Origin of the sequence: Salegentibacter sediminis (assembly GCF_002078605.1) — a bacterium.
In the GTDB taxonomy this organism is placed as follows: domain Bacteria; phylum Bacteroidota; class Bacteroidia; order Flavobacteriales; family Flavobacteriaceae; genus Salegentibacter; species Salegentibacter sediminis.
This window is the reverse complement of record NZ_MSJR01000003.1, coordinates 145728-158551: the sequence shown is the minus strand read 5'-3', so window position 1 is coordinate 158551 and position 12824 is coordinate 145728. Positions and strand designations below refer to the sequence as shown.

The window sequence follows — 12824 nt, the reverse complement described above, 5'->3', positions numbered from 1 at the left end:
TTCGGTAAAAATACAGTAAATACAATTAGTGTCTAAAATTTGTTTAAACTTCGTTTTTTCTCTTGGCTTTATACCATCTTTCAGGGATTACCTGGTTGCAAGCCTCCATGTAATCTTCTTCGCTGCAAGGTAATAACGTATGACGTTTTAATTTAGTATTGACGTTTGCAAGAAAAGGTATTTCTATCCACCACCTGCCACTTACGGGGCTTTTATAAAACACCAAAACATCATCATCTATTGGTACCTGATATTTAATAAACTCTTTTCTGGCCGAAATAGTATTTTCATTGGTGCGGTAATTTACTCCTTCGATAAAATACCAAAGAATCTGTGCCACAAGCATATCTCCTCTTTCTCCCATTTCCGGGCTGTATTCATAAAGCCCAAAAGATGAAACTTTATCACTAATTCCGGCATACCTGGAAAGGGCACAAATTTCCCGGCCATCAAAACCATTGGGTGAGTGCCCGGCTCCTAAAACCGAACTATTTAAAGCCCCTAGATCAATCCCTACCAGGTTGGCATCCCGCATTACCGGCTCTACCAGGCTTATATCGTTTATTATTTCTCCTAAACGATAGGCATCAAAAAACAACCGATCCATCAGTTCTATTTCATCCTGGGAGTTGAAATAGGTTTGATAGCCTAAATTAGAATAGTTAAAAAGGTTATAAGGCTGATTCACTACGATTTTCCCTACGTAAGAATGATTATTTATAGGTTGCTCGGCATCCCCCAAATCAAATCTATGGTCGATATTTACCAGGTTCACCATTTGATCCAGAGTGTCGTAGGCACGATATTGGGCATATATCAAATCCTGTCCCCCTCCCATAATCACTGGAATAATATCTTTTTTCATCAGATTTGAAACCAGGTTCTGAAGGGCGAAATAAGTATCCTCTACAGATTCTCCTTTTTCGATATCCCCCAGGTCTACAATATTCAAGTGCCAGTTCCCGGGGTAAAGATTATAAAATGCTCTCCTTATTTTATCAAAATGAAGAAAACCTTCTCCTTCTTCACGCAACCGGTTTTCCTTTACCCCCACCAATGCGATTTGCACATTTTCCAGCTCGGGTAATCCTGTACTTTCAGTATGTATTTCCAGATTATTTCGAAGGGTCTGACTGTCTTCACCTGAGAATTCTTCAAGCAAATCAGGGTTTACGGGACTCAGAAATTCTAAATCCATAAATTATTTCTTTTTGGGAGTTTTCTTTTTTGCTGAAGTTTTTTTCGTGGCTGTCTTTTTTGCCGGAGCCTTCTTCTTGGTAGTCTTTTTCTTCTTTCCGCCTTTTTTCTCCAGGATATCTTTAACTTCTTCCAGGCTAAGTTTAGCAGCATCTACCGTTTTTGGCAGTTCGATTTTGGTTTTCCCCTTAATAATATTAGAACGACCCCAACGCGCTTTCTCTACCCTTATTCCTTCCTCTTCCCAGTTGTGGATCACTTTATCTTTTTCCTTCTGAATTTTATCTGCGATCAGGGTCTCAATGTCGTTATCAGAAAGATTATCAAAATCGTATTTTTTGTTCACGTTTATGAACATCCCGTTCCACTTAAGATAAGGACCAAATCGGCCTACGCCTTTTTGCACGGGCATACCATCATATTCATAAATTGGTGCATCAGCCTTTTCTTTTTCCTTGATAAGCTCTAAAGCGCGGTCCCAATCTACACCAAGAGGATCTTCCCCTTTTGCCAGGGAAACATATTTTTTACCAAATCTCACATAAGGCCCAAACCGTCCATTATTCACCTCAACGTCTTCTCCCTTGTATTCTCCCAAATGCTTCGGAAGCTGGAATAAGTCCATCGCTTCCTCATAGGTTATAGAACCTAAAGTCTGATCTGGGCTCAGGCTGGCAAATTTTGGCTTTTCCTCATCTTCAACAGATCCTATCTGAACCATAGGACCAAATTTTCCTAAACGCACACTTACCGGTTTTCCGGTTTCGGGATCTTCGCCAAGAATACGTTCGCCAACTTCTCTTTCTGCATTCTTGGCAACATCTTCAACCTGCGGATGAAAGGTTTTGTAGAAATCCTTCATCATCTTGGTCCATTCCTCATTGCCTTCGGCTATATCATCAAAATTCTGTTCCACTTTTGCAGTGAAATTATAATCCAGAATATTCGCAAAATGATTAACAAGGAAGTCGTTCACAACCATCCCTACTGCCGTAGGCACTAATTTACCTTTATCGCTACCCACGGTTTCGGTTAATTTCTTTTCCGAAACTTTATCTTGTGAAAGCACAAACTGGATATAATTACGTTCTGTACCTTCTACAGAACCTTTTTCGATATAATTCCTATTCTGAATAGTAGAAATCGTAGGCGCATAGGTTGAAGGACGCCCAATACCCAGTTCTTCCAGTTTTTTAACAAGAGAAGCTTCTGTATAGCGATATGGCGGACGCGTGAACCTCTCGGTAGCGGTTATGTATTTATTTATTAGCTTCTGATTTTTCTTTAAAGCCGGTAGCATTCCGCTTTGTTCCTCTGTTTCTTCTTCATCATGACCTTCGAGATAAACCTTAAGGAAACCGTCGAATTTAATCACTTCTCCGTTGGCAGTGAATTGTTTATCGTGTGTATCAGCTTCAATCTTAAGATTGGTACGTTCCAGCTGGGCTTCACTCATTTGGGAGGCGATGGCCCTTTGCCAAATCAACTCATATAAACGCTGTTGATCTCTGTCGGCATTTACCGTATGGTTTTCGAAACTGGTAGGACGAATAGCTTCGTGAGCTTCCTGGGCACCTTTTGTTTTTCCCTTATAATTGCGTGTTTTCGCATATTTCTCTCCGTAAGCCTTAAGAATTTCGGCATTTGCACCTTTTTTTGCGTCATCCGAAAGGTTTACGCTATCGGTTCTCATATAGGTAATATGACCGGCCTCGTATAATCTTTGAGCCATCGTCATCGTCTTACTCACCGAAAAATAAAGCTTTCGCGCAGACTCTTGTTGCAAAGTAGAAGTAGTAAAAGGCGGTGCCGGTGATTTTTTAGCGGGTTTGGTAGTAAGCTCAGCTACTTTAAAGTTTGCACCCAGGTTTTCTTTTAAGAAAGCTTCAGCCTCTTCTTTGGTATCAAAGTTCTTCGGAAGCTTCGCCTTAAAAGATTTCCCGTCTTCCGTGGAAAATTCAGCATCTATTCTGAATGAGCCTTCCGGAGTAAAATTCTGGATATCTCTTTCCCGCTCTACGATTAACCTCACAGCAACCGATTGAACTCTTCCGGCTGAAAGACCTCCTTTTACCTTTCGCCAAAGTACAGGGGAAAGTTCGTAGCCCACCAGTCTATCCAGCACCCTTCGGGCTTGCTGTGCATTAACCAGGTTATAATTAATATTCCGCGGATTCTCGATTGCTCTTAAAATCGCCGATTTGGTGATCTCATGAAATACAATCCGTTTAGTCTTTTCGTCTTTAAGATTTAGTTCTTCGGCAAGGTGCCAGGCTATGGCCTCTCCCTCCCGGTCCTCATCACTAGCAAGCCACACCGTTTCGGCATCTTTGGCGAGACTTTTTAACTTCTTAACGACGTCTTTTTTATCTTTAGAGACAATATATTTAGGAGTGAAATCCCCCTCGGTATCCACCCCAAGTTCCTTGGTAGGCAAATCGGCGATGTGCCCAAAGCTGGAAGCTACCTTATAATCTTTACCAAGAAACTTCTCAATAGTTTTTGCCTTGGCCGGGGACTCAACGATCACTAAATTTTTTGCCATAATACTGCATTTTGAAGTTGCAAAAGTATATCAATTTTTTTGTAACCCACAGCATGTCTTAACAAAACAACAACAAACCTACTCCATAAGGCCAGTATTTACGGGCCTTCACAGATCACAAATTTTATATTAAAGTCTAAAAAAGTTAGGGAGCTTATCGACTTTTTTGGTTGATCAAATCTAATAGGTCTACATCATTTCCGAGAAAAACCTCTTCAGAATTTATTCTTCCCCGCGGGGAATCATTTTCCAGCTTAAGCACTCCACGAGGGCAAACCGCCGAGCAAATTCCGCAGCCTACACAGCTGGAACGCACAATGTTCTCTCCTTTTTGGGCATAAGCCCGTACATCTATCCCCATCTCACAATAGGTAGAACAATTCCCACAGGAAATACACTGCCCGCCGTTGGTGGTGATCCTGAATTTTGAGAACAAACGTTGCTGCATCCCAAGAATCGCCGCCATAGGACAACCAAATCTACACCAGACCCGGTTACCGAAGATAGGATAAAAGCCAACCCCAATTACCCCGGAGAAGGCTGCACCTATTAAAAAGCCATACCACTCCCGAAGCTGATAGCCGGGAAAGAAAAAGATATTTCCATTCCCACTAAAATAATTAATGCCAATTATCGCCAGGATCACCACAAGGTAACCAACGGCACCGTATTTAGCGTCTTTCGCCAGTTCGTTGCGCTTAAAGATCATTATCGCAGCAAATACCAAAGTGAGTAATCCTGCAGAGCCCCAAAGAAAAATATCCCGGGTAAGCCAAAATTCCCCTGCATTTTCTCCCAGGAACGAATACACCACCGCTATGGTCATCACTGTTACAAAAACCAGCACGCTATGAATTACCCAGCGCTCCACTTTCCAGGCAAAAAGCGATTTGTCTGAGAGATGCCGGTAAGGGTCGCCGGCAGTCTCTGCAAGGCCACCGCAACCACATACCCAACTGCAGTACCAGCGTTTTCCGTACTTATAGGTTAAAATCGGGGTAATCACGAAAATGGAAATCAGCCCAAAAACAAGCATAAAAACCCCAAGATTTCCTGCGGAAAGAAACTCGTTAATCTTATATCCGGCAAAAAGATCGTAATTAAGCGGCCAGATATTGGCAGGATTAAAATAAGGTTGATTTAGCCGCATAAGAATTTCGGGAATCAGAAAGGCAAATCCCAGTTGAAAAAACATCACCGAAAAAGTTCGTAAAACCTCGTAGCGGTTGTTTCGGTACTTCAGAATAAATTTATAACCAAAAATAAAAATAGCCAGCGTATAAAGTGTACCATATACAAACCATTGACTCGCAGGACCTCCATTAATAAGGTAACTCAATGGATCGAAAAGTGAAATAACCCCGGTATTCGGGCCGTCCTCTGTTAAGCCAAGATACGCCGGGAACCAGTAAAGTACAATATAAAAAAGGGTAAGCGCAATCCCGGTGAACCAAGCCCAAAGGCCCCGACCTGTCATAGATTTAAACCAAACCCCATCGTTCTTTATTCCGGCGTGTTTCCCCCGATAGAGGTCATTCGCAAATACTACAGTTCCTGCCGTCATTAGCACAAGAGAGAGCGTAAGAAACAAGGCTTTATTGGGGAAATTTACATTGGCTACAGCCAATACGAGAATAAACAAGCCTATAAGGCCAATTGCACTGGCAAATTTTTGAGTACCTGAAAGTGCGGCAGGAGTCTGCCCGGCTAATGACATATTTCGTTCTATTTTGCTCATATCTTATTGATTAGACTTCACAGGTTGCAAAAACCTGTGAAGTCTGTTTTATCAAGATTCCTGTAAATTCTCTTTAAAACTTCTGAAGATTTCCTTCTCATAACCGTCATAAAACTCAGGATCGAAATTGGCTTCTCTTAGATGCTGCAGAACATACTGTACACTTCGGTTTTCGTTTAACCACCGATCAAAAACCTCGTGTCTCATCCGTATTCCAAAAGTATTAATACCTAAAAACTTATTATCTGAAGCATCAAAAGCAATCGTTATTGCCTTGGTATGATCTTTATGCTGCCAGTGGAAATGAATTTCGCCCTCGCCAGGATTTGCTGAAACCTTTCCGTAAGTCTGATATTCAATATCAAAAAATTTAGCGGAATTAAACCAATTACCGGGCTTATATTTTATCAGATTCCCGGTAAGGCTTTGTGCCAGGGTTTCGCCCATCATCCTGCCGGTGTACCACACCGCTTCAATGGAATTTCTATTGGATTGAGGTTCTCTAAGTTGTGCGCAATCCCCAATCGCGTAGACATCCTTTATATTGGTTCGCAAATATTCGTCTACCAGGATTCCCCTTTCGGTTTCAAGGGCAGATTTCTTTATAAAATCAATATTGGGCCTTACCCCTGCACAGAGACCTACCAACTGGCATTCAATTTCTTCTCCTGATTCAGTAATTACAGCTCTTACGTGACCCTTTTCATCTCCTAAAATCTTATCGAGCTGGGTTTCATGACGTAGATCAACACCATGAGATCTCACGTGGGCTGAGATCATTTTTGCATCCTGCAGCGGCAGAATATTTTGCCAAAAAGCTTTCTCCCTTATTAAAAAAGTAACTTCAATATTTCTGGTCCTGAGCATTTCGGCAAGTTCCACCCCTATAAGTCCGCCTCCAATTATTACGGCTTTTTTACAGTTTTGGGTATTCTCTTCAAGAAGCTCAAGGTCCTGTTTGGAAATTAAACCTTGTACCCCCTTTAAATCCTGCCCTTCCCAGCCAAATTTATTATAGACCGATCCCGTTGCTATAACCAGTTTGTCATATTCCAGGCTTTCTTCAGAAGAGAAATAAAGTATCTTTTGCTGAAAATCTATTTTTTCAACCCAGTCCTGCCTGAGTTCTATCCGGTTTTTCTCCCAAAACCAATCTTCATAAGGTTTGAGGTGTTCCCATTTCATATGTCCCATATACACGTACATCAAGGCGGTGCGGGAAAAAAAATAATCACTTTCCGCTGAAATCACGCTAATGCGTTTATCAGAGTTTTTTCTTACATGTCGCGCGCAGGTTATGCCCGCAATCCCATTTCCTATGATGACAATATGTTCCATATCTTATTTTTAGCAGCAACCCCCGCCATCATAATGAAAAGTAGATTCGCTAATGTATATATCGTCTCTGCCAAGCTTTGCCAGGTCGCCGGCTGTTTTATCACAAATAGCAAGAGGCTGATTTTTCAGCAGGATGTGTCCCTTTTTATCGTCAAAGTAATCATTATTTCCGTAATAGATCGCAGCCTTACCTGTAAACACGCAGGGACCGTCCCCGGGCATAGGATCTTTTATGGCAGCAACCTCAACCGCTTCAATATAAATCAATTCTGAAGTCGGATAATTCTTAGGATCCAGAATTCGGTATGGCTTTTTAGCCCTTATTTCTATAGTTCCAAAACCCACATCGGTGAGCGCTTTCACATAATCCTTTAGCGGAAGACTGCCACTAAGGCACAGGGCCCGCAATCGCTCATCATTTCTTAGCTCATCATTCATTCCCTGCTCACAAATGGGATCGCTCATCACTAAGCGCCCGTGAGGTTTTAAAACCCGGTACATTTCCTCGAGTGCCTTTTTTAGGTCTTCTGCCTTAAAAATATTAAATAGACAATTTTGCGCAGCCACCTCTATACTTTCATCTTCTAAAGGCAAAGACAGGGCATCCCCTTCTCGTAAATCAACAAATTCTGATTTAAACCAGGGATTTTGTTTTTCGGCTTCGGAAAAATTCTTCCTTGAAGCATCAAGCATTTCCGAAACAGAATCTACGCCGATCACTCCGTTTCTTTGACGAGAAAAATAGGCGAACTGCAGTAATTCCATTCCTCCTCCTACTCCCACATAAAGAATCTTTGGACTATTGCTCAGATCCCGTGGATGCACAGTACTCCCGCAACCGTAATTCATCTCCTGCATTATTTGCGGAATTTTAAGGCCGGGAAGCTCCCAAACGGGGTTGGTCGTACAGCAAAGCCCAACATCGGGAGTTAATGCTGCTTCCCGATAAACGTCTCTTGTAGTTTCCAGATAACTCATTTCTTTCAAATATTTTTAATAACCTCTTTAAAGATCGCGATCATATTGGGTTCGGCTTTTGTCGCCATGGCGATAATCTCATTAATATCTACAGGTTTCAGATTATCGGGGTCGCCCTCATCGGTAATCACTGAAATCGCCGAAACGGGAATCCCCAAATGGTTGGCTACAATCACTTCAGGCACAGTGCTCATCCCTACGGCATCGGCGCCAAGGATCTTCAGCATTCTATATTCTGCACGGGTCTCCAACTGGGGGCCCAACACTGAAGCGTAAACCCCTTTATGTAACCTAACACCATGCTTTTTCGCTGAATCTTCTATTATTCTGTTCATTTCAGGATCATAAGGCTGACTCATATCTACAAAGCGTTCGCCTAATTTCTCTACTCCGTGGAAAGCCAACGGGGAATCACCCAACAAATTGATGTGATCATCAATAAGCATGAGTTCCCCCTTTTTAAATTCAATGTTTATCGACCCCGAAGCATTACTCACCAACAATTTCTTTACCCCCAACCTCTTCATTACCCGAACGGGATAGGTTACATCCCGAAGGCTGTACCCCTCATAAGAATGGAAGCGGCCTTGCATCACCATTACCTTTTTACCTTCCAATTTTCCAAAAATCAATTTCCCTTTGTGAAACTCTACCGTAGCCGTAGGGAAATAGGGAATGTGATTATAACTAACCTCAGCTTCTATCTCAATTTCATCGACTAGCTTTCCCAGTCCCGTTCCCAGGATAATCCCGACTTCCGGGTTGTCAAACCCCCGGGAAACAAGGTAATCAGTAGATTCTAATAATTCTTTAATCATCTTTTATCTTATAAATTTTCTTAATTCTGAATCTCCTTCAATATCGCTTAACACATCAATATCATTAAGGCTTTTCAAAAGTTTTACATCTTTATTTTTAAAATCTTCCAGCGTATTTTTCAAAACTGAAGCTGTACTCCAAGCTTTGTTTTTAAACACCTTCGAATTTAGTGATTTCATTCCTAATAAATAGTACCCGCCGTCTTTTGCAGGACCAATCACCGCATCCCTTTCTTTTAAGTGAAGAAAGGCATCCTCCAGGTCCTGCTGAGTGATTTCAGGGAGATCGGTCCCGATAATAATGACGCGTTGGTAGTTTTTGGCAAAAGCATCCTTAAAGGCATTTTCCATTTTCTCGCCTAAATCCTGTCCCTGCTGTTCTTCTGTGTGAAATATTTTAGAATCAAAAACACTTTCTTGCGGAAGACCTTCAGCATAAAAAACCACTTTATCAACCTGAAGGTTTTTGGTTACTTTAAAGGTATGATTCAGCAGGAATTCATAAATATCAAGTGCAGCCTTATCCCCAATTTCTTTGGCCAAACGGGTTTTCACCCTGCCTTTTACCGGGTTTTTCGCAAAAATCATCAGGAGTTCTTCAGATTCATTTTTCAAAGCAAAAAGAATTTTAGTTCTGGAGAAGTTAAGCCACTGTTCCCTGGCAACTACTGCCGGCACCGGCTGTACAGCCGTAACAGTGTTGAGAAATTATAATTTCACGATCCTGTAATGCCTGCTCGTTATATTCACTGACATGTTTTACGGTAGAAGCTACCTTAAGTTCCAGCATCTGGTTAAAATCGCAGTCATACAACCAACCATCCCAGCTTACGGAGATCGTGTTGGTACACATCACATTCTTAACGGCTTCGGGGTTGTAGGCATTCACCAGTTCATACATATAATCCTCATAGTTATCTGAGGCAATAAGATATTCCAGGAAACGACTTATAGGGAGATTAGTTATAGCAAAAAGGCTATTGAAGTCAATATTAAAGTCTGTTTTCAAAGCTTTTTTAAAATCCTGTTCCATTGCCTCCTGGTTTGTCGGCAAAAATGCTCCGGCGGGATTGTACACCAAATCGAGTTTTAAACCGGTTCCTTCCTGGGCATACCCCACTTCATTAAGCATCTGCAGTACTCTTATAGATTTATCAAAAACTCCGTTTCCACGTTGCTTATCGGTTTTTTCCTTTTTATAAAAAGGTAACGAGGATACAACGTGAACATTATATTTTTTAAAGAACTCGGGGAGGTCATAATATTTCTTGTTAGCGAGAATTATGGTGAGATTCGAGCGAACAATAAAATCTCTGATTCCCGCTTTGGAAGCTTGCTCTACAAACCACCTGAAATTGGGGTTCATTTCGGGAGCTCCGCCGGTGAGATCTAAAGTATGGGCACTGGTTTTTCTAATCACTTCCAGACATTTCTCCATAGTTTCCCTGGTCATAATTTCTTTGCGGTCGGGTCCCGCGTCTACGTGGCAGTGTGAACAAACCTGGTTGCACATATAGCCAAGGTTTAGCTGAAGAACTTCCAGCTTCCCGGGTTTTAAAGGGAAATTTCCCGTTTCGGCAAGTTTTTCACTAAACCTGGGAAGCTCAGCTTCACTAAAAAGTCCGTTATCCAGGATCTCAAGTTGCCTTTCCGGCTTAGAAAGGCTGTCTTTTCTGGCTGCTAATGATTTAATGGACATAAATTAGGTTTAATTTCAACGGATATTATTTAAAAAACAAATTCTGAATTTAAGGTAAATCTCTTACCTCAAATAGGGCTCCCGATTTGCATCGGGATGAGCGACTTCCTCTTCACAAGGCAAGATTGCAAACTCAAGATCCCGATTTGCATCGGGATGAGCGACTTCTACGTCGCCGCTGCGCGGCTCCTTGAATCTGCTCACATGCTTAGTTTTTTGTGTTTGTTCATCATTTGAACGCCGTGAACCAGGGTGGCTCCGCTTTTTATGGCGGCTCCCACGTGCACAGCTTCCATCATTTCCTCTTTTTCAATTCCGCGCTCCAGTCCATCTTTGGTATAGGCATCAATACAATAAGGGCACTGCACCACATGGGACACCGCCAGGGCGATTAAGGATTTTTCACGAGCAGAAAGTGCCCCCTCCTCGAAAACTTTTCCGTAGTAATCAAAGAATTTTTCTCCTAACTCTTCACTCCATTCGGAGATATTGCCAAATTTCCGGAGATCTGCCGGGTCGTAATAAGTTTTTGACATTTCCTGATTTTTTCGCTAAAGGTAAGTTTTTCTTTATGGAATTCCAGCCCACCACCCGTAGTCTTGTTATAGATTCCATGTTTAGATTAATCTAGCCCCCAAAGGAAACCAGGTCTGTTATATTGGAAAATGACCACCTTGGTTTTTAAAACCAGGACCAATTTTTAGAATTTCAGATAAGTTTAGTTTAAGTGTCCTTTTTAAAAAAAGCGAACTGAGAATTACTAAATAGAAAAGTCGAGCAACCTTAGAGACAAAGGAAGAATTAGAAAAAGGAAATTTTTTATATACGGTATAGAATTAAATCCGGTTGTGACGATCGCGTCTGAATTTGACTAATTTGCGGATTAAAAATATCGCAACCCCAACAATGACAAGTATTTCAAGCCCAAGAAAAATGTATATTAATTCCATAAAAATATTTTTTTAAAAGAACCAAATTCGAGGGTAGGGCTCTAAAATTTTAAGAATGTAAATATCTGATAATTAATAAGTTTACTTTAACGTTATAAGAATTAATCTTGCCGTTTATAAAGAAGAAGTTATAAGCGGATTATTAGCGATTTATGTATGCCAGCCTCCGGATTCTAACGTTTTTGCAACTAGTATTACCTCTTTCAACACAATGCACCGATTAACAATTGTTAAAATTTTAATTTTACACAGAACTACATATAGTTAAGGTTTCTTAAATAGTTAAAAATTAACATCAGGACGCTGTATTTTTAAATCCACGATTAATTATTTCGAAAATTTTTTATGAGAATAGATGTCAAAACCCTACCCGTTAATGAAATCATTGAAGACATTGCCCGAATCATTGGAGTAGAAATTGAAAATGGTAATGGGGAATATGTTATTCAGATTCCTGAAAAGCTGGGAGAGGGTTATATAAGGGGGGCAAGTTTTGACACGGGAATGGGGGTTATCACCTATAACTGTAAATTCTATGAAGATGTAGAAATTCATTTCTCTCTCAATACTGTACATCCATTAAAATTCATCTTTTGCTCTCAAGGAAGCGTAGGACATTGTTTTCAATCGCAAGAGAAAGTAAATAACATAGAAACCTATCAAAATATCATTGTTTCCAGCAGCGGGTATAATGGTCACGTCTTGTATTTTAAAGCTAACGAATCAACCCATGTTTCCAGCCTGGAAATTATTAGGTCGGTTTTTGCGTCTCGCTCAAATCATAATTTCAAAGACCTGGATCCTACCCTTAAAGATCTTTTTAGGGATAATGTTTCCAGGAAGCAGTTCTTTTATCAGGGAAATTACAGCATTAAGGCCGCCGATTTAATGGAAGAAATAGACACCAGAAACTATACAGGATTTTTGAGATCCTTATTCTTGGAGGGAAAGGCTTTTGAAATGCTGGTAATCCAGATCGCCCAGTACGAAGATGATAAAGCCGAGGACAAACTTCCACAAATACTTAGAAAATCTGATATCGAAAAGGTAGACTATGTAGTGAAGCGCATCCAGGGAGACCTTGGCAGCAATCTAACTGTGGAGGCTTTGGCCAAGGAAGCAGGGACCAACGTGAATAAACTTCAGGAAGGCTTTAAATACGTATATGACCTCACCGTTAATAAATATATGCAGCACAAAAAACTGGAAGCTGCCAAGGAGATGTTGATGAATTCAGAAAAAAATATCTCTGAAATCGTTGTTTCTATCGGTCTTAATAATCGGAGTTACTTCTCTAAGATCTTTAAGGAAAAATACGGGGTAAACCCAAAATATTTCCTGAAGACCCGAAACAAACAGGATTAAGGCCCCGTGTGTGGTGAAATTCAGGTAAAAATCCCTGATCAAAGTACCATATTAGAGGTAAAGCATTGTATGCTTCAAACACTACCGAAAGAATAGAGGGCAAACTCATCTCTACCCCGGCCTTTATTCTAGCTGAAATATGCAATTAACCTCCAGAAGAATAACAAGAGGCCAGACAACTAAAATTTCGGTTTTT

General features: G+C 40.9%; 11 protein-coding genes. 1 reads left to right on the top strand and 10 read right to left on the bottom strand.

What is annotated here, in order from left to right:
• Window positions 1–43: 43 nt before the first annotated feature.
• The 10 genes from BUW93_RS06865 to BUW93_RS06825 all read right to left on the bottom strand — a co-directional run bounded on the left by BUW93_RS06865 (window position 44) and on the right by BUW93_RS06825 (window position 10849).
• Window positions 44–1198, bottom strand: a complete 1155-nt coding sequence (locus tag BUW93_RS06865) for a formimidoylglutamase (protein WP_081210481.1) — start codon at window positions 1196–1198, stop codon at window positions 44–46.
• Window positions 1199–1201: 3 nt separating this feature from the next.
• Window positions 1202–3742: a type I DNA topoisomerase gene (topA, locus tag BUW93_RS06860; protein WP_081210479.1), complete on the bottom strand. Its 2541-nt coding sequence runs from the start codon at window positions 3740–3742 to the stop codon at window positions 1202–1204.
• Window positions 3743–3896: 154 nt separating this feature from the next.
• Window positions 3897–5480: a 4Fe-4S binding protein gene (locus BUW93_RS06855; RefSeq protein WP_081210477.1), complete on the bottom strand. Its 1584-nt coding sequence runs from the start codon at window positions 5478–5480 to the stop codon at window positions 3897–3899.
• A gap of 51 nt (window positions 5481–5531) precedes the next feature.
• Complete coding sequence (locus BUW93_RS06850) at window positions 5532–6818, bottom strand: NAD(P)/FAD-dependent oxidoreductase (RefSeq protein ID WP_081210475.1); 1287 nt, start codon at window positions 6816–6818, stop codon at window positions 5532–5534.
• A gap of 9 nt (window positions 6819–6827) precedes the next feature.
• Window positions 6828–7796, bottom strand: a complete 969-nt coding sequence (arsM, locus tag BUW93_RS06845) for an arsenosugar biosynthesis arsenite methyltransferase ArsM (protein WP_081210776.1) — start codon at window positions 7794–7796, stop codon at window positions 6828–6830.
• 5 nt (window positions 7797–7801) lie between these two features.
• Window positions 7802–8614, bottom strand: a complete 813-nt coding sequence (locus BUW93_RS06840) for a purine-nucleoside phosphorylase (protein WP_081210473.1) — start codon at window positions 8612–8614, stop codon at window positions 7802–7804.
• 3 nt (window positions 8615–8617) lie between these two features.
• The gene (locus tag BUW93_RS06835; RefSeq protein ID WP_232778325.1) at window positions 8618–9229 is read right to left on the bottom strand and encodes a TIGR04282 family arsenosugar biosynthesis glycosyltransferase; all 612 of its coding nucleotides are present in this window, start codon (window positions 9227–9229) and stop codon (window positions 8618–8620) included.
• Window positions 9230–9257: 28 nt separating this feature from the next.
• A complete protein-coding gene (gene arsS, locus BUW93_RS06830; RefSeq protein ID WP_081210471.1) occupies window positions 9258–10313 on the bottom strand; it encodes an arsenosugar biosynthesis radical SAM (seleno)protein ArsS in 1056 nt (351 codons plus the stop codon).
• 63 nt (window positions 10314–10376) lie between these two features.
• Window positions 10377–10517, bottom strand: a complete 141-nt coding sequence (locus tag BUW93_RS14905; protein WP_157893294.1) for a hypothetical protein — start codon at window positions 10515–10517, stop codon at window positions 10377–10379.
• Window positions 10514–10849: an arsenosugar biosynthesis-associated peroxidase-like protein gene (locus tag BUW93_RS06825; RefSeq protein WP_081210469.1), complete on the bottom strand. Its 336-nt coding sequence runs from the start codon at window positions 10847–10849 to the stop codon at window positions 10514–10516. Before BUW93_RS06825 ends, BUW93_RS14905 begins: the two co-directional genes overlap by 4 nt.
• A gap of 759 nt (window positions 10850–11608) precedes the next feature.
• Between BUW93_RS06825 and BUW93_RS06820 the strand changes: the two genes are divergently transcribed.
• Window positions 11609–12628, top strand: coding sequence for a helix-turn-helix domain-containing protein (locus BUW93_RS06820; protein ID WP_081210467.1), 1020 nt, complete (start codon window positions 11609–11611; stop codon window positions 12626–12628).
• The last annotated feature ends 196 nt before the right edge of the window (window positions 12629–12824 follow it).

Excerpts from the sequence above, each read along its gene's own strand:
- BUW93_RS06850 (WP_081210475.1), bottom strand. The coding sequence starts at position 6,818 with ATGGAACATATTGTCATCATAGGAAATGGGATTGCGGGCATAACCTGC.
- BUW93_RS06825 (WP_081210469.1), bottom strand. The coding sequence starts at position 10,849 with ATGTCAAAAACTTATTACGACCCGGCAGATCTCCGGAAATTTGGCAAT.
- arsS (WP_081210471.1), bottom strand. The coding sequence starts at position 10,313 with ATGTCCATTAAATCATTAGCAGCCAGAAAAGACAGCCTTTCTAAGCCG.
- topA (WP_081210479.1), bottom strand. The coding sequence starts at position 3,742 with ATGGCAAAAAATTTAGTGATCGTTGAGTCCCCGGCCAAGGCAAAAACT.
- BUW93_RS06865 (WP_081210481.1), bottom strand. The coding sequence starts at position 1,198 with ATGGATTTAGAATTTCTGAGTCCCGTAAACCCTGATTTGCTTGAAGAA.
- BUW93_RS06820 (WP_081210467.1), top strand. The coding sequence starts at position 11,609 with ATGAGAATAGATGTCAAAACCCTACCCGTTAATGAAATCATTGAAGAC.
- arsM (WP_081210776.1), bottom strand. The coding sequence starts at position 7,796 with ATGAGTTATCTGGAAACTACAAGAGACGTTTATCGGGAAGCAGCATTA.
- BUW93_RS06855 (WP_081210477.1), bottom strand. The coding sequence starts at position 5,480 with ATGAGCAAAATAGAACGAAATATGTCATTAGCCGGGCAGACTCCTGCC.
- BUW93_RS06840 (WP_081210473.1), bottom strand. The coding sequence starts at position 8,614 with ATGATTAAAGAATTATTAGAATCTACTGATTACCTTGTTTCCCGGGGG.